The sequence below is a fragment of the Methylocapsa sp. S129 genome, from assembly GCF_009765995.1.
Classification (GTDB): domain Bacteria; phylum Pseudomonadota; class Alphaproteobacteria; order Rhizobiales; family Beijerinckiaceae; genus Roseiarcus.
The window spans coordinates 228,410-249,417 of record NZ_LMUI01000030.1 but is presented as its reverse complement, the minus strand read 5'-3'; the positions used below and the strand labels follow the sequence as shown (position 1 = coordinate 249,417).

The window sequence follows — 21,008 nt, the reverse complement described above, 5'->3', positions numbered from 1 at the left end:
TCCGCCGAACCGCCGTGGTACGGACCCGTACGCCCGGTGGTGTGGGAGGGGCGGCGTCGCAAGACGCCCCCCTATCCCGATTGACTGCGAATTCCTCCCGCGCGCCGCTCCGCCATGCAAACAATGGACAATTCCGCCCTGGTTGATCCTCTTATAGGAAGTGAACTCGGGCATGCTCTGTTCTACGCATTGACAGGCGGGTATATTCGGCGCGCGACATGTGCGCCAAGGAAAGGTCCGCTTATGAAAAAGGCGCGTAAGACTATCCCCTCCTTCGCTGACGAGGCGGAGGAGCGCGCCTATTGGGAGCGCACGGACTCCGCGGGTCCTCTCGACTGGAGCCGGGCAAAGCCCGCGCGGCTGCCGAACCTGCAGCCGAGCAAAACGGCGATCTCGTTGCGTCTGCCCGTCAGATTGCTCGACGAGATCAAAATCGCCGCCAACAAGCGCGACGTGCCCTATCAGTCGCTGATCAAAATGTGGCTCAGCGAGAAGGTGGGGTGAGGCGGCCGCCGCTTTTTTACTGCTACCGCGAAAACTTCTTGTACTTCAGCCGATGCGGGATCACGCTGTCGAGCCCCAGCCGCCGCTTCTTGTCTTCTTCGTAATCGGCGAAATTGCCCTCGAACCATTCGACATGACTGTCGCCCTCGAAGGCGAGGATGTGGGTGGCGATGCGGTCGAGGAAGAAGCGATCATGCGAGATGATGACGGCGCAGCCGGCAAAATCGAGCAAAGCGTCTTCTAGCGCGCGCAAGGTGTCGACGTCGAGGTCGTTGGTCGGCTCGTCGAGCAGCAGCAGATTGGCGCCGCCTTTGAGCATTTTGGCCAGATGCACACGGTTGCGCTCGCCGCCTGACAGCATGCCGACTTTCTTTTGCTGGTCCGAGCCCTTGAAGTTAAAGGTCGAGCAATAGGCGCGCGAATTGATTTCGCGCTTGCCGAGATAAATGATGTCCTGGCCGCCGGAGATTTCCTCCCAGACGTTCTTCTTGTCGTTGAGCGCGTCGCGCGACTGGTCGACATAGCCGAGCTGAACGGATTCGCCGATCTTGATCGAACCGCTGTCCGGTTTTTCCTGCCCGGTGATCATGCGGAACAAAGTGGTCTTGCCCGCGCCGTTGGGACCGATCACGCCGACGATGCCGCCGGGCGGCAGGCGGAACGAGAGCTTGTCGATCAGCAGTGTGTCGCCGAAGCCCTTCGAGAGCTCTTCGAAATCAATGACATTATTGCCGAGCCGCTCGGCGACCGGAATGATGATCTGCGCGGTCGTCGGCGCTTTGTCGTTCTGCTTTTGAACGAGCTCCTCATAGGCCTGGATGCGCGCTTTCGATTTGGTCTGGCGGGCCTTGGGCGAGGAGGCGATCCACTCGCTTTCGGCCTCCAAAGCGCGCTGGCGCGATTCTTCTTCGCGGCCTTCCTGCGCGAGGCGCTTCTGTTTCTGCTTCAGCCAGGACGAATAATTGCCCTCATAGGGAATGCCGCGGCCGCGATCGAGTTCGAGAATCCAGCCGGTGACATTGTCGAGGAAGTAGCGATCGTGGGTGACGATCAGGATGGCGCCGGGATATTGGCGCAAATGCCCTTCGAGCCAGTTCACCGTCTCAGCGTCGAGATGGTTCGTGGGCTCGTCGAGCAGCAGCATCTCGGGCTTTTCCAGCAGCAGCCGGCAGAGCGCAATGCGGCGCCGTTCGCCGCCCGACAGGCTGTCGACATCGGCTTCGTCGGGCGGGCAGCCGAGCGCGTCCATCGCCTGTTCGACCTGGCTGTCGAGGTCCCAAAGACCCTGCGACTCGATCTCGTCCTGCAGCCGCGTCATTTCGTCGGCCGTCTCGTCGGAATAATTCATCGCCAGTTCGTTGTAGCGATCGAGAATGGCCTGCTTTTCCGCGACGCCCAGCATCACATTGCCGCGCACGCCCAGATCGGGATCGAGATGGGGCTCCTGCGGGAGATAGCCGACGCGCGCGCCCTCGGCGATGAAGCCTTCGCCGTTAAATTCCGTGTCGATGCCCGCCATGATGCGCAGCAGCGTCGACTTGCCCGAACCGTTGACGCCGAGCACGCCGATCTTGGCGGTGGGGTAGAAAGACAGATGCACGTTTTCGAGCACCTTCTTGCCGCCCGGCCAAGTCTTGGTGAGGCCCTTCATGTGATAAACGAATTGCTGCGCCATGCGCCGTGCCGTCCTTGCAAACCTTAGGAATGGGATTGGCCGGGTGGTAGCAGGGGCGGGCGGGGGAAACAAGCGGGCCCCGACGCACACGCACTCTGACGCGCCGACAGATCCGCTGTCGGCGTCGTTGCAGTCTGGTTAGTTCTAGCGCAGCTTAAGGCGCGACCGCCGGATAGGCGCGCCAGGCGCGTTGCGCGGCGACGCCCTTGGCCGGGTCGTTGTCGCGATATTGCGTCGCTGTGATCTCGGTCGGCGCGGCGCCGTCCTCGACCCAATGGGCGAGCGCTGAGACCACATCATGCGCGGGGTCGCGGCTGGGTGAGGGCGGCCCGAAGACGCCGCCAACGGCGCTGGGGCCCGGGCCGCCGCCGCAATGCTCCATGCCGGGCGCCATGAACAGCCGATAGAAGGACTGGATGCTGTCGAGGCCGCCCATCTTGGCGCCGACCGATTCATAATAGTTGATCGAATTGACCGGCGGGATCGCCGAGTCGTTCCAGCCGTGATATTGGAGCAGTTTGCCGCCCGCCGCCTTGAAAGCGCTGAGATCCGTCTGCGTCGCATTGAGCGCTTCGCCAGTCTTCGCATTGGCGTCCGCGAGGCCTTTGGCGATGTCCAGGCTCTTAAAATCCCAATCCGGCTTGTCATAGACCATATTGCCGAAGAAGCCGGTTCCGAAGATATAGATGAGCGATCCCTCGCCGCGTTTGGGCTCGGCGCCGGTGATCCACAGGCTCCAGGCCGATGGCCCCGCCTCGCCGCCGGGCGTGAATCCGGGGAATGTCGACTTGCCGGCGGCGTCCTGCGGCCCCGAATAAATCTTGCGCAGCGTTGTGAGTTCCGGCGCTGTCAGGCACGCGTCCGATGGGCCGCCCTTGCACAGCAGGCTCGACGGATCGAAGCCGCATTTGCCGGGATCGCCGATCACGCCGTTCTCGCCATGGCACGCCGCCACCGCCACCTTGCTGACGGTGCTGAGTTTTTCGGGCGACAGCCAGCCGCCCGGCTCGGCGACCATCGCCTGCTCGTCCCACATCGCGGCGCTCATCAGCTTGGTCCAGGCATTGGCCGGCGCGCCGGCGACGATTCCGTCATAGTCTTTGGGGAAACGCTGGGCTTCCAGCAACGCTTCGCGGCCGCCGTCCGAACAGCCGCTGAAATAGGAATGGGTCGGCGCCTTCTCATAATAGGCTTCGACGATCGCTTTGGACGCCGAGGCGGTCTCGTGAATGGCGCGCCAGCCGAAATCCTTGATCTTCTCGGGATGGCCCAGCGCCCATGCCGAATCCAGCGAGCCACCGGAATGGCCGGTGTCGGCGCCTGACACGGCATAGCCCGCCTCGAGCGCCCAGACCATCGAGCCATAGATCAACGAGCCCGCGAAGCCGCCATTGCCGACGCCCTGGTATTTGCCGTTCCATGCCGTCGCCGGCGGCAGCCAGACTTCGAATTTGATATCGGAATCGGCAGAAGGTTTCAGAACGCCTTGCACGCGGCAGAACGGCGCGTTCACCGCGACCGGCGCCGGCGGATCCACCGACATCACGCTGAAGGGCGGCGTGACCGAGGTCGCCGCGGTGATCGAGGCGTCGCCGAAGGTTTTGCCAGCGAGTCCCTCGCAACTTGCCGCGGCGGCGGCGCCCGCGAAGGAGAGTGTCGCAACAGCGGCGAATGCAATCCTTGTCGCAGAATCCGTGCGTCGCATGACGTCCCCTCCCTGTGTTGATCTCTCGGTCGGGCGGCGCGCGCTCAGACCGCATCATTGTCGGAGGACAACATGGCTCTGTGGCGAGAAAAAGACTCGGATCCTGCCTCGGCGATCCATCGCATTGTCGCGCCGACGACATATTTGCTAAAGCTGGCGCGACGCAGCGATGTTCGCTTTCCACCAAGACGCAAACGCCCGCGGAGCATCGATAGGGGTGAGCGCCATGCGCACGTCCGTTTGCAGATGTCTTATCGTTGCGGCGCTGTCGGGGCTCGCGTTCGCCCATCCCTCGCTCGCCAGGGCCGAAGAGCTGGTGAAATTCAACAGCGCCGCCGCCCGGCCCGATCAAGGCGAGGAGCCTGTTGCGCGCGACAGCGCCGAAATCCATGCGCACAAGCGCGGCGCGCCCATTCAGGGCTATTTGAGCAGGCCCAACGGCGCCGGTCCCTTTCCGGCGATCGTCCTGCTGCATTCCTGCCTCGGTCTTCCCGCGAACAGGAGAGCGATCGCCGACATGTTCGCAGGCTGGGGCTATGTCGCGCTGTTCGTCGATGATTTCACGATACGGGGCATCCGGGACACCTGCGCGACGGACTTTGGCGAAGGAATAGCGGACGCGTTCGGCGCCTTGGCTTTTCTTTCAAGGCGCCCCGATGTCGATCCGAAACGGATCGCTGCCGTCGGCTATTCGCAAGGCGCCGACACGGCTCTTCAGATCGCCTCGGCTCGCTTCGCCGCCGCTTTCGCCATCCCGCGCGATCTGAATTTCAAAGTCGCGGCGGCCTTCTATCCGCCTTGCGCCAATCAAGCGGATGTCAGGATGAAAATCCCGACGCTCATTCTGATCGGCGGATCGGACCAGGTCACACCCGCGGGTGATTGTGAGCGGCTGGCGCGCAATCAGCCGGACCTCGGGCTCGATTTCAAACTCGTCGTCTATCCCGGCGCCCACCATTTGTTTGACGATCCCGGATTGGTCGCCGGCAAGCGGCTGCTTGGGATGTGGCTGCAATATGACGCCGACGCGGACGAACGATCGAAGTCCGAGATGCGCGATTTTCTTGGCGCGAGGCTCGCGCGATAGGGAGCGCCGCGCGCTCAAAGAAGCGCGACGGCGCTCCCAAACCACTTCATCGTTCAGATCGACTTCACCTCGCCGCCATCCATACGCAGCGTCGAGCCGGTCATCCAACGGGCGCCGGGCGAAACGAGGAAGGCCATCGCCTCGGCGATTTCCTCCGGCTCGCCATAGCGGGCGATGCCGGCCTCTTTCGGGAAGTTGGCCGTCGCCTCCGCCGCAGTCATATTGTGCAGGGGCGCCCAGTGCTCGAGATAAGACTGACGGCGGCCGGTCATCACCGGGCCGGGCAGGACGCTGTTGACCTGCACGCCGTCGGCGATGCCGCGATCGGAGAAGGCCTTGGCCAGGGCGACGATCGCGGCGTTGATCGTGCCAACGGCGGCATAGGACGCCTTCGGGAATAAGGCGGAATTGCCGGACATCAGCACCACGGCGCCCTTCGCCGCCTTCAGCGCCGGCCAGGCGGCGATCGTTAGGCGGCGGGCGCCGTGCAGCTTCAATGCGAGGCCGCCTTCCCATTGCGCGTCGGTCATTTCGAACAGGTCGATCTGCGGCACCGCGCCCGCGATGTTGAGCAGCGCGTCGATCCGGCCGAACGCGGCAAGCGTCTGGTCCACCACGCTCTGCGCCGCAGCCGGCTCCGACAAGTCGGCGCCGATGACCAGTGCTTGCGCGCCGCCGGCTCTGACCGCTGCCGCTGTCTGTTCCAGATTGGCTTGGTTCCGCGCGACCAGGACCAGCGCTGAGAAGTCGCGCGCGAGGCGAATGGCGGTGGCCTCGCCGATGCCTTGGCTGGCTCCTGTGACGATGGCGACTGACTTGGGCATCTTAGTTCTCCTCGAATTTGATGATGAATGTCGTCCGTCCCCGCTCGTCGCGGCAGGGGACGGGCGAGCGGTTGCGGGTCAACTGGGCAGGAAGTCGCGGATGGCCGCCGCGATCTCCATGGCATGGGTCTCCAGCGCGAAATGGCCGGTGTCGAAGAAGCGCACCATTGCATCGGGAATATCGCGCTTGAACGCCTCGGCGCCCGGCGGCAGGAAGAACGGATCGTTCTTGCCCCACACAGCGAGGAACGGCGGTTTGCGGGTGCGAAAGTAGTTCTGGAAGGTCGGGTAGAGCGCGACATTGCTCTTGTAGTCGCCCATCAGGTCGAGTTGCACCTCGTCGGCGCCAGGCCGGGCCAGGTAGAAATTGTCGAGCGAGTAGCCGTCCGGCGAGACGCGTGTCACATCGGGAACGCCGTGCGTATATTGCCAGATCGTCGTCTCGGGCTTCAGGAAGGCGCGCAGGGCTTCGCGGTTGGCCGGCGAAGCGTCCTGCCAATAGGCCCGGATCGGGGTCCAGCCGTCGCTCAGTCCCTCCTCATAGGCGTTGCCGTTCTGGGAAATGATTGCCGTGATCCGCTCCGGATGCTTCACCGCAAGCCGGAATCCGGTCGGCGCGCCGTAATCGAAGACATAGACAGCGTAGCGGTCGAAGCCGATCACCTCGGTGAAGCGGTCGATCGTGTCGGCGACCCGGTCGAAGGTGGCGCTGCCCTGCGGCGCATCCGATTTGCCAAAACCCGGCAGGTCGGGGGCGACGATGTGGAAGCGGTCGGCTAGCAGGGGGATGAGATCGCGGAACATGTGGCTTGAGCTTGGGAAGCCATGCAGCAGCAACAGTTTTGGGGCGTTAGGGGCGCCGGCTTCGCGGTAGAAGATGGTGTGGCCGTCTGCATTGGCGGTGCGATAGGCGATGGCGGTCATGGCGGTTCTCCTTGGTTAGGTTGTAACCCTTTTATTTTACTCAGAGAGGTTATAAGATTCCGCAGGAACACCGCAGTCAGCCCGCTACGTAGGCAACCGCCTCGCGAATGATGTCCAGGACGAAAGACGACGCGGTGACGAGCGGCGTGTGGTCGACCGGATGCGCGCGCGTCCGGGCCTTCATGCGCTCGGCCATGAACCGCTGGGTTTCAGGAACGATCATACGGTCCTGCTCGGCCACCAGGAACCAGGCCGGCCGGTCCTTCCACAGCGGCCGCTCCACCGCGACGGTGATGCAGGCGGGCGAGATCGGCCGCTGGACCGCCGCCAGCACGCGCAGTTCCTCGGCGCTGGCGTTCTGTGCGAAGGCGGCGGCGAAGGCCGCTTCGGGCAGATAGATCAGACCGTGCGCATCCGGCGCGAGCTTGGGCGCCTGCGGATGCGGGTCGGTCCGGTAGAAGACATCCGCAACCGTCTCGCCTTCGTCCGGCGCGAGCGCGGCGACATAGACGAGCGCCTTCACCTTTTCGCTGCGCGTCGCCGCGATCACCGCTCCCGCATAGGCGTGTCCGACGAGAACGACCAGCCCCGTCGCGCGCTCGAGGGTTCGATCAAGCGCCGCCACGTCATCGCTGAAAGACGTCAGCGGCAGCGGCGCCGCCGCCGTCTTGATGCCGTCGGCCGCGAGCGGCCCAATGATCTTCGCCCAGCTCGATCCATCGGCCCAAGCCCCGTGCGCCAGCACAACGTTTACTGCATTCGAGGGCATCGCCGCTCTCCTTCTGGACGGAAGTGAAATCTTAGTAACCTAATTAACGATATTAGAACGGTTACTATAGTTATTCGTAACTTGTCAATATGCCTCGGAGGGGTTATGGATCGTGCGTGTTCACAGACGCGTGTTCACATACTGACGCTCGGGTGGAAGGCCGGCGGGCGCGGAATTGGAGATGTGATGGCCCGCCCACCTGCGATCTTTGTCGGCGATGCGCCGGGGTTGGATTTCCTCAATTCGATTGCGACGCCGGTCGATGCGCCCATCGACTGGATCGACGACGGCGAAGGATTCGCGAGCTGGCTCGAGCAAGCGCGGCTCGTCTCGGTCGATGCGCTCACGAGCATTCGGGCTCACGCCCTTCCCGGCGAACTCGACAAAGTGGCGGATCAGGCCAGGAGCCTGCGCGAGTGGTTCAGAGGTTTTGTGCGCGAGCACAAGGGGCGCGCTTTGGCGGCGGGGGATCTTGTACAATTCGAGCCGCTGAACCGTCTGCTGGAACGCGATGAGTCTTTTAGCCGAATCGTTCCTCAGTTTGGGGGCGGCAGCGAGCCTTTCGAGCTTCTGATGGCCCGCAGGTGGCGGACCCCTGAGGCCCTTCTGCTCCCCATCGGGGAGGCGCTGGCGCAACTCATCTGTACGGAAGACTTTTCACACATCAAAGCCTGCGAGGGCCCCGCTTGCACGCTGCTCTTCGCCGACCACACGCGCGGCCACGCACGGCGGTGGTGCAGCATGGCGCTATGTGGGAACCGCGCGAAGCAGGCGGCGCATCGCCATCGTGCGAAGGCGCATCGTGTTCAGCTCGAAGATTCAGGCTTCTGAATGGACCGCAAATGTTGGCCGGCGCCAAATGGCCGATCCAGCCATGCCTATCCTGCTGACTTAGATCGGGAACATCGGTAAGCTGCGTCCATATGAAAAAGATTGGCTTCCTCTCGTTCGGGCATTGGACCCCCTCGCCGCAGTCGCAGACGCGCACAGCCGCCGATGCGCTTCTGCAATCCATCGAGCTGGCCGTCGCGGCGGAGGCGCTGGGCGCGGATGGGGCCTATTTCCGCGTCCACCACTTCGCCCGCCAGCTCGCTTCGCCGTTCCCGCTTCTGGCGGCCGTGGGCGCGAAGACCAGCCGCATCGAGATCGGCACGGCGGTCATCGATATGCGTTACGAGAACCCGCTTTACATGGCTGAGGATGCGGGCGCGGCCGACCTCATCGCCGGCGGGCGCCTGCAGCTTGGGATCAGCCGCGGCTCGCCCGAGCAGGTGATCGACGGGTGGCGCTATTTCGGCTACGGGCCGGCCGAGGGGGAGAGCGACGCCGATATGGGCCGGCGCCATGCGACGGTGTTCCTTGACGTGTTGCGCGGCGAGGGCTTCGCGCAGCCAAACCCGCGGCCGATGTTCCCAAATCCGCCGGGCCTGCTGCGCCTTGAGCCTCATGCGGCGGGCCTGCGCGACCGGATCTGGTGGGGCGCCGGCTCCAACGCCACGGCGGTTTGGGCGGCTAAGCTCGGGCTGAACCTGCAAAGCTCGACGCTCAAGGACGACGAGACCGGCGAGCCCTTCCACATCCAACAGGCCGCCCAGATCCGCGCCTACCGCGCCGCTTGGAAGGAGGCCGGCCATGCGCGCGAACCGCGCGTCTCGGTCAGCCGCAGCATTTTCGCGCTAGTGGACGATCGCGATCGCGCCTATTTCGGGCGCGGGCGCGAGGAAGAGGACCAGGTCGGCCTTATCGACGAGAAGACGCGAGCCATCTTCGGCCGTAGCTATGCCGCTGAGCCGGACGTCCTGGTTGAACAGCTCAGGAAGGACGAGGCCATCGCCGAGGCCGACACGTTGCTCCTGACGGTCCCCAATCAACTGGGCGTCGCCTACAACGCCCATGTTATCGAGGCGATTCTCACCCATGTCGCGCCCGCCCTCAATTGGCGCTGACTTTTTGCCGCCGCAGAGGAGGCGCAGTGTAGGCTTCGTCTTCGCGCTTGCGCTTGGGGAACCAGGCGCCCGACCTGACACGGGAGGCCTTGTCATGCTCAGACGCGAGTTTCTCCTTGGCGGCGCGGCCGGCGTCCTTGCGGCGTGGCCCGCTCGCGCTGATGCGCCAAATCCGTTCCGGCGCGATTTGTTGCTGCCGATGGCGAATAAAGTCGACTTCGTCAACTGGATGATCGTCAATCGCGGCGAGGACGCAGCCCGGCTTGGCGAGCGCTACGACCGCTATCAGCAGCTCCTTAGCATTGGCGATCTCTGGAGCCCGGCCGACAAGCGCGCCTTCCTGATGACGCCGCGCGAGGAATTCGTCCTGCCCGAAGATCGCGCGCAAGCTTATGTCGGACATTATCTCGATATCGGCTTTGGCGTCTCGATCACGCCGCCCGGCGTCGTCGGGCGCATGACGAGCGCGCTCGGCGTTCGCGCCAGCGACAATATTCTCGAAATCGGCACGGGTTCGGGCTATCAGTCGGCGTTGCTGAGCTATCTGACGAGCAAGCTCAGGTCGATTGAAATCATTCCTGAACTCGCCGCGCGCACGCGTGGAATCTATGACGCGCTGATCGCCAGGGGCTATCGCGAATATGCCGATATCGCGACGCGCAGCGCTGACGGCTACAATGGCTGGGAGGAGGCGGCGCCCTTCGATAAGATCATCGTCACCTGCGGCATCGACCACATCCCGCCGCCGCTGCTGCAACAGTTGAAGCCGGGCGGCATCATGGTCATTCCGGTCGGACCGCCCGGCGCCCAGCACGTGTTGAAGGCGGTCAAGACGCTCGGCGCCGACGGCGCCTTCACGGTGACGCGGTCGGACATTTTTGGCGGCATGATCATTCCCTTCGTGCCGCTGGCGGGCGGCCACCAGGATTTGCCGGACTGATGGAGCTTTGATGGGGCAGGGCGCGCCCGTTTCCGCCGCGCGCCCCTTCTCGCGCTTCGCGGGAGAAGGGGCGCTACGGTTCAGGCCGCCTGCTTCAGGGCTTGCTGGGCGCGTCGTCGGAGCGCCCTCCGCTCGCCGGTCGCGATGACCATGCCTTTGGCTCCGTCAAGCGCGCCATCCTCGATCTCGAAGGCGAGGAAACGGGCGCGATCGACGGGGCCGGGCAGATCGAGTCCGGCGGTGAGCGAGGCTTCGAAGCCGAAGCGCGCATAATAGGGCGCGTCGCCGACCAGCAGCACGGCTTTATGGCCGAGCATCGCGGCGCGCCACAAGGCCTCGCGCATCAGCTTGGCCCCGATGCCGAGCGAGCGATGGGATTTGGCGACCGCCAGCGGGCCAAGCAACAGGGCTGCGTGGCCGCCCGCCTGGACAGGCCAGCAGCGCAGCGTGCCAACGAGTTCGCCGTGGTCCCTGGCGACCAGCGCGAGGCCTTCGGCGGGCAGGCGGCCCTCGCGCAGACGCGCGCTCGTCTTGGCGTCGCGGGCGGGGCCGAACGCTTCATCGAGCAGCGCCTCTCTGGCGGCGGCGTCGAATGGGCTCTCCTGCGAAATACGGATTTCCGGGGCGCGCGAAATCGCAAGACCGGCGGGCGCAGCGGCGACGGCGGAGAGAACGGCATTGGACAACAAGGTCATCGGAGCCTCCAGGAGGAAGGTGCGCATGACGACCCTCGCGCCAGCAGATACGAGTCTGCCGGCCGTTCGGGACAAGGATGGGTGATGAAGGAAGCCGGGGCGGGGCCCTGGGTCTTTGAGGGGCGAGCCTCAGATCACATAGGATTTCAGCGGCGGAAAGCCGTTGAAGCCGACGGCGGAATAGGTCGTCGTGTAGGCGCCCGTTCCCTCGATCAGCACTTTGGCGCCGATCTCAAGACTGACGGGAAGGAGGTAGGGCTCCTTCTCGTAGAGCACGTCGACCGAATCGCAGCTCGGGCCGGCAATGACGCAAGGGGTCATCGCGTCGTCGTCATAGCCGGTTCGGATGGGATAGCGGATCATCTCGTCCATCGTCTCGGCGAGGCCGTTGAACTTGCCGATATCGAGATAGACCCATCGCTGCGCGTCCTCGTCCGACTTCTTCGAGATGAGCACGACCTCCGCCTCGATGACGCCGGCATTGCCGACCATGCCGCGGCCCGGCTCGATGATCGTCTCGGGAATGCGGTTGCCGAAATGCTTGCGCAAGGCGCGGAAGATCGCCTGGCCATAGGTCTTCACGCCCGGAACCTCTTTGAGGTATTTGGTCGGGAAGCCGCCGCCCAGGTTGATCATGCCCAGGTTGATCCCCTTCTCGCCGAGATCTTTGAATATCTGGGCTGAAGCCTTCAGCGCGCCATCCCACATGCGCGGGTTGCGCTGCTGCGACCCGACATGGAACGACAGGCCATGGGCGACGAGGCCGAGCCGATGGGCGTGCTCCATCACGCGGCCCGCCATGGCGGGCGCGCAGCCGAACTTGCGCGACAGCGGCCATTCCGCGCCGGCGCCGTCGCAAAGGATGCGGCAGAACACTTTCGCGCCCGGCGCGGCGCGCGCGATCTTCTCGACCTCGGCTTCGCAATCGACTGCGAAGAGGCGGATGCCGAGCGCATAGGCGCGCGCGATATCCTTCTCCTTCTTGATCGTATTGCCAAAGCTGATGCGGTCGGGCGTCGCGCCGGCGGCCATCGCCTGCTCGATCTCGACGACCGAGGCCGTGTCGAAGCACGAGCCGAGCCGGGCCAAGAGATCAAGGATTTCGGGCGCGGGATTAGCCTTGACGGCATAGAACACGCGCGTGTCCGGCAGCGCCTTGGCGAAGCCGTAATAGTTCTCGCGCACGACGTCGAGATCGACGACCAGGCGCGGCCCGTCCTCGCGATTGTTCGCCAGGAAATTCATGATGCGATCCGTCATAGCGGCATCCCCCGTCGCATGGATTTCTCCACGCTAGGCAAGGTGAAAGGATCGATGGCGATACGACTGCCAGACGCGCGTTGGAGACGCGTTCCGTCAGCGTTGACCCGCCATCGTGAACGGTCGCCTTTTCGCGCCGAGGGCTGGAGAGCCGCCGCGCGTCAAACGTCCGATCAGATGCTGCGCCGTGGCTATGTTCCAGCGGCTGGCGAAAAGCCTTCCGTTGGGCTTCACAGCCATCGTTTGGAGGGGATGAGTCCCTTCCGCACACCCGGCAAGATAGACAAGCCTCTTCGGTAAGCCGACCTTTGGAGGGCCGACAGAGACCAAAAAAGCCCGGTCCGTCGTTGCTTCAAGTCGCGTCCCCCGTTTGGCGGGGTGCGCCGGTTTGCCTCCGGCTGCCGGTCTTTTTAACAGGTGGTTAACTGGCCTCTTGTCCAGATCCCCACCGACCGACACACGACCACAGGCACGTGCGTATTGGGCAAGGGAGTAATTGTGCGAATCGGCGCGATTTACAAGCATTATTTTTATCGCGGCCGATTTTTTTCCAGATCGTCACATTTACTTCATCTTCTCGCGCCCCAAACGTAAATTTTCGTTCATTTCCGTGGGCTTGTCGCGCGGCTGACGCCTTCTCGACATGAGCGCGTCATCTCGCGTTTCGCGCCGTCGCCGCTCCGCATTTGGAAGCGAGGCCCACGGCGTCTGCGCGCATTGGCGAACGAGGATTTAGGCGATGCGGCGATCCTGTCTTGCAAATCACGGTCCGCGACCGCAATATTCTCCTGTGCTCCTGCCGGGGGGATTGAGCATGCGTCGTGCTTCACCGAACTCGATCGCGATGAATCGCCGAATGCTGACGGCGGGCGTCGGGGCGTTCGCGCTTGCAGGCCTGCTCCCCGTGCCGGCCGTCGCAGCCGATCCGCTGGCAAGCGGAGAGTTTCGCGGAGAAGTGGTCGAACTCTTGCGCCGCGAGCGGCCGAATTGGCGCCTCGAATTGCCCGACAGTTCTTTGGCCCTTCTTGTCAACGGCCATCAAATCTACCTCGCCAATCTCTATCAAGCCGCGATCGGAGCGACGGGTCCGAGGCGAGAAGCGGGCATCCTGGCGTTTTTCGATGAGATGGAGTCCGGCTTCGACGAGGCTCGACCGGAGACTTTTGACGCCGCTCGAACGCGCTTGCGCGCCCGCATCGTCAACGCCAATGCCGCGGCCAATGGCGTGAACGATAAGTTGACGCTTCTGTCCCGTCCATTTTCGCTCAAGGCGCGCATCGCCTATGTCATCGATAGTCCTCACACCATGGCCTATGTCTCGAAGGGAGATCCCGACAAATGGAAGGTCACGGCGGACGTGATCCACGCGGCGGCCATCGAAAATCTCGATGCGATCTCTCGCGACGTTCCAATCGAGCCGCGGGCGCCCCAAGCAGGATCGGGCCTTTTCGTCGCCATGGGCGGGCCTGACGGCTATGTCGCGGCGCGACTGTTGGCGCCCAAGTTCATGGCGCGGCTGGGCGAAGAACTTGGCGCGGAATATTTCGTCGGCGCGCCGTCGCGGGACCGCTTCCTCGCCTGGAGCGTCGACTGCTCGATCAAGGCGCCATTGGCGGCGCGGCTCGCGGAATACGCGACCTTCCCTTATCCGCTTACGGACGAAATCTTCGTCTGGTCGGACGATGGCGTACGTTTGGCCAATCCCGCCGAATTGGCGGAGCACGGGAGAGGCTGAACGCCTCTCCCGGTCCTTATTTGTGCATCCGGTTCGCCGCGCGGATTGAGGTCGCCGCGTCGGCGCGGCGTCTGTCCGCTGATGTCACGCCTCCATCAGCGATCCCGTCGCGGCGCCGGTCGGCCTGCGAAGCAGACCGCGCGCCCAACGCGCCGCGCGGATGAGCGGCAGGGCTTGTCTGGGCAGAACGCGGCGGCAGAACGCGACTTTGCGGACGTAGGTCTCCACATGCCAGTGGGCCTTCGTGCCGACCGGAAAAAACGCCACATCGCCCGCTTCAAGCCGCTTGGGCGGGCTGTTCTCGCTGCTGACTGTCACCGAGCCTTCCAAGATATGGACGGTCTCGTCGAAGTCGTAATGCCAATTGAATTTGCCGGCGGTGCAATCCCAGAAAATGGTGCAGGCCGTGGTGTCGTCGCTGCGAGAAAGAACGGCGTTGCGCGCGACAGGTTCGCCCTCAAGGATCCACGCTGGATTGATGGGCGAAACCTTGAGTTTCACGTCTTTATTTGCATGAACGATTGTATTTTTTAGCATTTCGCCCTCCGGTTCCATCTCCGGATTAGACGACTTTCTCCTTAGGCTCCCTTAATTCGAGCGCTAAAATGACGTTGCGATTGACGAATTATGAATCCGAGGGGTCAGTTTCGCTTTGACCTCTCGTCAAGAGATGAGCCCGGCGGCCGCTCGCTCACTTCAGCAACGGCCCCCAGGCTGGGTCCGACGCATAGCTCGGCGTCGGCACCTGGAACTCGCCGTGCCCGAAAATATCGGCCATGAAAATCTTCGCGCCAGACTGGCCGCCAGGATCGCGGAAGAACATGACGAACAGGCCATTGGGCGAGAAGGTCGGCCCTTCATTGTGGAAGCCGTCGGTGAGCATGCGCTCGCCGCCGCCATCGGGCTTCATCACGCCGATGCCGAAGTTTCCGTCCTTCTGCCGGGTGAAGGCGATGGTGTCGCCCCGTGGCGACCAGACGGGCGTCGAATAGCGCCCTTCGCCGAACGAAATGCGCTTGGCGGGGCCGCCGCTCGCGCTCATGACATAAATCTGCTGGGCGCCGCCCCGATCGGATTCGAAGACGATTTGCGAACCGTCTGGCGAATAGGACGGGGAGGTGTCGATGGCGCCCGAATCCGTAAGACGCGTCGTCGTACGCGTTTGCAAATCCATCGTATAGAGATTGGATGTCGCGCCTTCGGAAAGCGACATGACGATTTTCTGTCCGTCCGGCGAAAAACGCGGCGAGAAGGTCATGCCGGGAAAATTGCCCACCGCCTCATGCTGGCCGGTCTCGATGTTCAACAGCGAAACTTTTGGATCGGCGTTGCCAAACGACATATAGGCGATCTGCTGGGCGGACGGCGAGAAACGAGGCGTGACCACGAGGTCGTCGCCGCGCGTCAGATATCGGACGTTGCCGCCGTCCATATCCATGATGGCCAGACGCTTGCGGCGTTTTTCGGCGGGGCCGGTCTCGTCGACGAAGACGACATGGGAATCGAAGAAGCCGGTCTCGCCCGTGACGCGCGTAAAGACTGCGTCGCCAATCAAATGCGCGACGCGACGCGAATTGGCCGCCTCCGTCACATATTGCTGCCCGGCGACCTGTTGGCCGGTGGCCACGTCCCAAAGGCGGAATTCGGCGGTGACATGCGCGCTGTCCGAATGGCGCACGCGGCCGGTGACGACGAACTGCGCATTGACGGTCTTCCAGGCGTCGATATTGGGCCTGACGTCGGGATTGCTGATCTGTTCGGGAAAGCTCGTCGCGCTGATGGGCTGGAGAAAGATCGAACGGCCGAAATCATTGGTGAGAATATCGCTCAGTTTGATCGTCCCGTCGTCGCCCGCCAGCGGCGTCACGGCGATCGTCACCGGCTTAAAATTGGCGCCCGGATGGACATAAATATCGCCTTCGGCGTGCGCGGCGACCGGCAGCGCCAGGCTCAAGGTCAGAATAACGGCGGCGATGCGCGGCAGGATGATGCTTTTGTTCATGGCGTTCAGCGTCTTTCTTGTCGGCGGTCTAGTCGTAGCAAGCTTGGCTGGCGGACGTGACGCGCAAGCGTCGGTCGTCTCCGAGCGTTTTTATCCTTGCGCATCTTGGGGATCGAAATGCACGGTCTTGACCCTCCATTGCTCGAAATAGGGGACATATTGAGGCGGAACGCGCAGTGGGTTGCATTTCAGCACCGCGCGCATCGAACTTTCCGCATAGGCGCGCCAGGCCGGGTCGGAAGGCGGATTGACGAGCTGCGGCTGCGCGGAGAGTGAGCCGTCGGGATTGAAGGAAACGCGGACCTGCGCAACATATTTTGTGCCTTCGGGCATGGTCGGCGGTTGCGTCCAGCAATTGAGGTAAGCCTCCTGCAGCCAGCCGTCCAGCGAAGCGGACAGCGATGGCGACATGCGCGGCGCGTTCTGCGTCGGCGAGCCCAGCGGCGTCAGGCTGGCGACCTGGTGGTTTGGCGCCGGCTTGGCCTGGCCGATCAGTTTGGCGATAGCGTTGGGGTCGTAGGCCTGATGCGGCGGATCGACGGCTGCGTCGCCAGATTTTGGCTTCGACGGCGGCTTTTGCTCATCTTCGGCCTTCATCTTCTCCAGGAATTTGGCGACATTATCCGCTTTCGTCCTGTCTGGCGTCGGATCCTTCGGCTTTTCCGGCGGCTTCTCGACGACCTTCGGCCGGTTCGGCGGCGCGGGCGGCGTCGGCGCCGCCTTTGGGTCGATCTTCGGCTTGGCCCGGTCGATTTCGGCGTCGTCCGGCGGAGGAGGCGGCGGCGGCGCGGCGGCTTCCCGCTGGGGCGGCGGCGGAGGCGGGGGCGGCGTCTCGGCCGCCGGTTTGGGCGGCGGCGTCGGCGTGGCGTCCTCGCCGGGCTCGTCAATATGCTTGAGGACCGGCGGGTCTATCTTCGCCGGTTCGGCCGGCGGACTTGGCGCGGTCGCCTCGACAGGTTTGGGCGTCGGTTTTTCGACGGGCGCCTTGACCGGTTTGCCGTTGTGCTCGCCTTTCATGATTTCGTTGAACTGCGATTGCGTGATCGTATCGACGGGGAAAGACTCGGCCGCGTCGTCGAATTTGGGCGCCTCGGCGAAGCCGACAAGAATCGCGCCGAGCAGCGCCGCATGGAGCGCGCCCGAAACGATAATGCCCGATTTCGACGGCTGGTCGTCCACCTCTTGAAAGCCCCGCTTAGTGCTTGTCGGTCTCGGTCACCAGGGCGACCTTTTTATAGCCGGCCGCTGTCAGCGACGCCATGACCTCGGCGACGCGTCCATAGAGAATGCCCTTGTCGGCGCGCAAATAGATGCGTTCGTCAAAACCGTCCTTGGCGATGCCCTGCAGTTTGGCGATGAGATCCTCGTTGGCGACCGGCGCGTCCATCAGAAACAACTGGCCTTGATCGTTGATGGCGATCGAAATCGGCTTCTGGTCGATATTCAGGGGTCCCGCCTTGGTCTGCGGCAGGTCGACGGCGACGCCGGTCGCCAGCAAAGGAGCCGCCACCATGAAAATGATCAGCAACACCAACATGATGTCGATGAAAGGCGTCATATTGATGTCGGCCATCGCGCCATAGCGCGGCACGCCGCGACGACGTCGCCCGCCCTTGCGTCCCGCGGCCATCGACATGCCCATATTTCGCCTCCTGCGGTTTGGCTGGCCTCAGGCCGCCTTGTCGTTCGACAAATGCTGGTCGATCTGCCGCGACAGGATGGAGGAGAATTCGTCGGCGAAGCTTTCCATGCGCGCCTGCGCTTTGGCGACATCGCCCTGCAGCTTGTTATAGGCGATGAGCGCAGGAATGGCGGCGAAAAGACCGATGGCGGTAGCGAGCAGCGCTTCGGCGATGCCGGGCGCGACCACAGCGAGCGACGTGTTTTTCGAAGCCGCGATCGAGCGAAACGCCGTCATAATGCCCCAGACCGTGCCGAACAGGCCGACGAACGGGCCGGCCGAGGCGACGGTCGCCAGAAACAGCAGATTCGATTCCAGCCGCTCGACTTCGCGCGCGATCGACACGTCGAGCACTTTCTCAAGGCGCGCATGGAGGCCCATGAACGATGAGGCCGCGTTCTGGAAGGAACGCTTCCATTCGCGCATGGCCGATACGAACAGGCTGGCGACGCCGGTATTATTCTGCGTCGAGAGCTGTCCGTACAATTCCTCAAGCGACTGGCCGGACCAAAAGACCTGTTCGAAGCCATCCATCGAGCGTTTGAACCGCGCGAAGAGCAAGGTCTTGTTGACGATGATCGTCCAGCACCAGAATGAGGAGGCCAAGAGCCCGATCATCACGAATTTGACGACGATATGGGCGGACCAGAACATCGATAGTAGCGTCGTATCGGGGCTGGCGGCCGCCTGGGCGGCGACATCGGCGGGATTCATGCTCGGCAAACCTCGCTTTGTGGGAAGTATTTTGGGAGAGTCAGGCGCGCCGTCCCGCTTTTTTGGCTGTTAGAAGGGGGTCTGCTCTGCAATTGGGCCGAAACTTGGGCCGCGGCGCTCGAACGACGTCTAGACTTTTCACGCCGAAGTTAAGCCCTTCATAGGGTTAACAAAGCTTTAGCGCCGCACGTTTGCCGGCTTTTATGCTGGGACCGTTTGTTTTTGCGGCCCCAAAATCGCCAATTGGCTGGTCAGATGGCGGCGCATTTCCTCAACCGAAAGGTCGATGAAGCTCTTGGTGCGCGGCGGCAGCATCCGGCGCGTCGGATAGAGAACGCCCAGCGTGACGGGGAGCGGCGGCGCGCCTGGCAGAACCTCGACGAGCTGTCCGCCCGCGATGAGATGGGCGACTTCGAAAAGCGGCTTCAGGATGATGCCGAGCCCGTCCACGGCCCATTGCGTCAGCACGTCGCCGTCATCGGCGTCGAGCGGTCCCGTAACCGGGATCGTCACCGCCTCGCTGCGAAAGTCGAGCGTCCAGCGAAATTGCTGCGAGCCGGGAAAGCGCAGCAGCAGGCAATCATGGGCCGCCAGATCCTGGGGGACCGTAGGCGCTCCGCGCTTGGCGAGGTAGGCCGGCGAGGCGCAGAGCAATCGCCGGACGTCGGCGATCTTGCGCAAGGTGAAGCTCGAATCCTCCATCCGGGCGAGCCTGATGGCGACATCGACGCCTTCCTGGACAAGATCGAGCAGGTGGTCGGACAGGCGCAGACGCACTTCCGTTTGCGGCTGGAGGGTGCGGTATCGAGCCAGCATCGGGGCGATGACGCGACGCCCGAGGCCCAGCGGCGTCGTCACATGAAGATTGCCGCGCGGCGAGGCGCCGCCCTCCGTCGCGACGCTCGCTTCGGCGCGCTCGACCGCCTCGACCACTTCGAGACAATGGTCGAAGAAGACGCGGCCCGCCTCGGTCAGGCTCATGCTGCGCGTCGTGCGCGTCAGCAGACGGCTGTTGAGATGATCTTCGAGAAGCTGGATGCGATAGCTGACCACCGATGGAGAAAGCCGAAGCTTGCGCCCGGCGGCCGAAAAAGAGCCCGTTTCGACCGCCCGCATGAAGATACGGACATTTTCCAGAGAAATCATGGGGCCATTATCCGATTTTCTCGAAAGATATTCCTGAGAACGGGCATGGGCAAGTTCTTGTTGAAAGCGCTATCGTGCCCCGATGCTGTGTCGCCGCGGGTGCTGCGGCGCGATTGGTCCGGGCAACGCGGAGGGGTCGATGGAAGCCTGGTTCCCCTATTTCTTGGAATGGGGGTCGATGCTGCTGCGCTGGCTGCATGTGACGACCGCGATCGCCTGGATCGGCTCGTCGTTCATGTTCATGCATCTCGACGCTTCGCTGCGCAAACAGAAGAATATGCAGCCCGGGGTCTATGGCGTGTCGTGGCAGGTGCACGGCGGCGGCTTCTACGAAATGAGCAAATATACGCTCGCCCCCGCCGTGATGCCCGACCATCTCACCTGGCACAAATGGCAATCGTACTGGACCTGGATTTCCGGCTTCAGCCTTCTGTGCTGGGTCTATTATGGGCAGTCGACGTTCTTCCTCATCGATCCCGCCGTCATGCCGCTCGCGCCTTGGCAGGCGGCGATCGTCGGCATCGTCGCGCTTGCGCTCGGCTGGATCGTCTACGATCTCTTGTGCAAGTCGCCCGTCGCTAAGAACGATTCCCTGCTGGCTTTGGTCGGCTTCGGCTATGTCGTGCTGACCTCTTATGTCTTTACGCTGCTTTTCTCGGGCCGTGGCGCGCTGATCCATACCGGCGCGCTGATGGCGACGATGATGACCGCCAATGTCTTTTTCATCATCATGCCCAATCAGCGCAAATCGGTCGCCGCGCTGATCGCGGGCCAGACGCCCGATCCCAAATGGGGCAAGGAATCCAAGCAGCGTTCGACGCACAACAATTACATCACGCTGCCCGTGCTGTTCATGATGCTGTCGAACCATTATCCCGTGACTTATTCCAATGCGCGCATCATTCCGGCCCTGGTGACGCTGGTCATCATCGCGGGCGCGCTGGTGCGCTATTTCTACAATATGTGGCACGGCGATCACGACAAGGCGCCGTGGTGGGCGTGGTTCGTCGCAGCCGCCGCGATCTGGGCGGCGTTCTGGGTGTGCATGGCCGCTTCGCCTGGCATGCGCGACGTCATTGGCCTCGGCCCCGCGCCGCCTGCCTCGATGGCCTCGGCAAACTTGCCCAAGGCGCCCGCGGATGTGGTCAATGTCGTCTCGACGCGCTGCGCGATGTGCCATGCGCCGGAACCTGTGTTCGAGGGTATCGGCGAGGCGCCCAAGGGCGTCCTTCTCGACACGCCCGAACATATCGCCAAATTCGCTCCGGCGATCCGCGCCCAGGCCGTCATGACCCACGCCATGCCGCCCAACAACATTACCGAAATGACGCCGCAGGAGCGCGCGGTCCTCGCCAAATGGCTAGCCGGCGACAAAGTCGCGCAGAAGTGAGAAGGCCCGGA

20 protein-coding genes are annotated in these 21,008 nt (G+C 63.4%); 7 read left to right on the top strand and 13 right to left on the bottom strand.

Annotated features, from left to right (window positions below; genetic code table 11):
• Positions 1-243: 243 nt before the first annotated feature.
• Positions 244-504, top strand: coding sequence for a BrnA antitoxin family protein (locus GSQ90_RS18815; protein WP_158816418.1), 261 nt, complete (start codon positions 244-246; stop codon positions 502-504).
• A 22-nt stretch (positions 505-526) separates the two neighbouring features.
• Here GSQ90_RS18815 and ettA read toward each other — a convergent pair whose 3' ends face one another.
• Both ettA and GSQ90_RS18805 read right to left on the bottom strand, forming a co-directional pair.
• Entirely contained in the window at positions 527-2,179 is a 1,653-nt protein-coding gene (gene ettA, locus GSQ90_RS18810) for an energy-dependent translational throttle protein EttA (RefSeq protein ID WP_158816417.1), read from the bottom strand.
• A 154-nt stretch (positions 2,180-2,333) separates the two neighbouring features.
• Entirely contained in the window at positions 2,334-3,884 is a 1,551-nt protein-coding gene (locus GSQ90_RS18805; protein ID WP_158816416.1) for a tannase/feruloyl esterase family alpha/beta hydrolase, read from the bottom strand.
• Positions 3,885-4,110: 226 nt separating this feature from the next.
• On the opposite strand from GSQ90_RS18805, the gene GSQ90_RS18800 reads away from it, so the two are divergent.
• Positions 4,111-4,971 (top strand): dienelactone hydrolase family protein, encoded by an 861-nt coding sequence (locus GSQ90_RS18800; RefSeq protein ID WP_158816415.1) that lies wholly within the window; start codon positions 4,111-4,113, stop codon positions 4,969-4,971.
• Positions 4,972-5,024: 53 nt separating this feature from the next.
• On the opposite strand, the gene GSQ90_RS18795 is transcribed toward GSQ90_RS18800, so the two are convergent.
• From GSQ90_RS18795 to GSQ90_RS18785, 3 genes are all read right to left on the bottom strand, one after another.
• Positions 5,025-5,795, bottom strand: coding sequence for an SDR family oxidoreductase (locus tag GSQ90_RS18795; RefSeq protein WP_158816414.1), 771 nt, complete (start codon positions 5,793-5,795; stop codon positions 5,025-5,027).
• Between the two features lie 78 nt (positions 5,796-5,873).
• Positions 5,874-6,719 (bottom strand): alpha/beta fold hydrolase, encoded by an 846-nt coding sequence (locus tag GSQ90_RS18790; RefSeq protein ID WP_158816413.1) that lies wholly within the window; start codon positions 6,717-6,719, stop codon positions 5,874-5,876.
• Between the two features lie 76 nt (positions 6,720-6,795).
• Positions 6,796-7,488 (bottom strand): alpha/beta fold hydrolase, encoded by a 693-nt coding sequence (locus tag GSQ90_RS18785; RefSeq protein ID WP_158816412.1) that lies wholly within the window; start codon positions 7,486-7,488, stop codon positions 6,796-6,798.
• 186 nt (positions 7,489-7,674) lie between these two features.
• Here GSQ90_RS18785 and GSQ90_RS18780 point away from each other — a divergent pair, with 186 nt between their 5' ends.
• The 3 genes from GSQ90_RS18780 (at position 7,675) to GSQ90_RS18770 (ending at position 10,374) form a co-directional block, all read left to right on the top strand.
• Positions 7,675-8,319, top strand: a complete 645-nt coding sequence (locus GSQ90_RS18780; protein WP_158816411.1) for an ABATE domain-containing protein — start codon at positions 7,675-7,677, stop codon at positions 8,317-8,319.
• A 92-nt stretch (positions 8,320-8,411) separates the two neighbouring features.
• Positions 8,412-9,434, top strand: coding sequence for an LLM class flavin-dependent oxidoreductase (locus tag GSQ90_RS18775; protein WP_158816410.1), 1,023 nt, complete (start codon positions 8,412-8,414; stop codon positions 9,432-9,434).
• Between the two features lie 94 nt (positions 9,435-9,528).
• A complete protein-coding gene (locus GSQ90_RS18770) occupies positions 9,529-10,374 on the top strand; it encodes a protein-L-isoaspartate O-methyltransferase (RefSeq protein WP_158816409.1) in 846 nt (281 codons plus the stop codon).
• A gap of 80 nt (positions 10,375-10,454) precedes the next feature.
• Here the strand turns inward: GSQ90_RS18770 and GSQ90_RS18765 are convergent, their stop codons facing one another.
• The gene (locus GSQ90_RS18765; RefSeq protein WP_158816408.1) at positions 10,455-11,069 is read right to left on the bottom strand and encodes a GNAT family N-acetyltransferase; all 615 of its coding nucleotides are present in this window, start codon (positions 11,067-11,069) and stop codon (positions 10,455-10,457) included.
• A 129-nt stretch (positions 11,070-11,198) separates the two neighbouring features.
• Positions 11,199-12,329 carry a type III PLP-dependent enzyme gene (locus GSQ90_RS18760; protein WP_158816407.1) on the bottom strand — a complete coding sequence of 377 codons (1,131 nt, stop codon included), beginning with the start codon at positions 12,327-12,329 and terminating at the stop codon, positions 11,199-11,201.
• Positions 12,330-13,143: 814 nt separating this feature from the next.
• Between GSQ90_RS18760 and GSQ90_RS18755 the strand changes: the two genes are divergently transcribed.
• Positions 13,144-14,064 carry a hypothetical protein gene (locus GSQ90_RS18755; protein ID WP_158816406.1) on the top strand — a complete coding sequence of 307 codons (921 nt, stop codon included), beginning with the start codon at positions 13,144-13,146 and terminating at the stop codon, positions 14,062-14,064.
• An 84-nt stretch (positions 14,065-14,148) separates the two neighbouring features.
• Here the strand turns inward: GSQ90_RS18755 and GSQ90_RS18750 are convergent, their stop codons facing one another.
• From GSQ90_RS18750 to GSQ90_RS18725, 6 genes are all read right to left on the bottom strand, one after another.
• Positions 14,149-14,601 carry a cupin domain-containing protein gene (locus GSQ90_RS18750; RefSeq protein WP_158816405.1) on the bottom strand — a complete coding sequence of 151 codons (453 nt, stop codon included), beginning with the start codon at positions 14,599-14,601 and terminating at the stop codon, positions 14,149-14,151.
• Positions 14,602-14,755: 154 nt separating this feature from the next.
• Positions 14,756-16,066 (bottom strand): Tol-Pal system beta propeller repeat protein TolB, encoded by a 1,311-nt coding sequence (tolB, locus tag GSQ90_RS18745; RefSeq protein WP_158816404.1) that lies wholly within the window; start codon positions 16,064-16,066, stop codon positions 14,756-14,758.
• Positions 16,067-16,156: 90 nt separating this feature from the next.
• Entirely contained in the window at positions 16,157-17,245 is a 1,089-nt protein-coding gene (locus tag GSQ90_RS18740; RefSeq protein WP_158816403.1) for a cell envelope biogenesis protein TolA, read from the bottom strand.
• 16 nt (positions 17,246-17,261) lie between these two features.
• Complete coding sequence (locus tag GSQ90_RS18735) at positions 17,262-17,708, bottom strand: biopolymer transporter ExbD (RefSeq protein WP_158816402.1); 447 nt, start codon at positions 17,706-17,708, stop codon at positions 17,262-17,264.
• A 27-nt stretch (positions 17,709-17,735) separates the two neighbouring features.
• Positions 17,736-18,461, bottom strand: a complete 726-nt coding sequence (tolQ, locus tag GSQ90_RS18730) for a protein TolQ (RefSeq protein WP_158816401.1) — start codon at positions 18,459-18,461, stop codon at positions 17,736-17,738.
• A 201-nt stretch (positions 18,462-18,662) separates the two neighbouring features.
• On the bottom strand, positions 18,663-19,607 hold the full coding sequence (locus tag GSQ90_RS18725; protein ID WP_158816400.1) for a LysR family transcriptional regulator: 945 nt from the start codon (positions 19,605-19,607) through the stop codon (positions 18,663-18,665).
• A gap of 139 nt (positions 19,608-19,746) precedes the next feature.
• On the opposite strand from GSQ90_RS18725, the gene GSQ90_RS18720 reads away from it, so the two are divergent.
• Positions 19,747-20,997, top strand: a complete 1,251-nt coding sequence (locus tag GSQ90_RS18720; RefSeq protein ID WP_158816399.1) for a urate hydroxylase PuuD — start codon at positions 19,747-19,749, stop codon at positions 20,995-20,997.
• Positions 20,998-21,008: the final 11 nt, after the last annotated feature.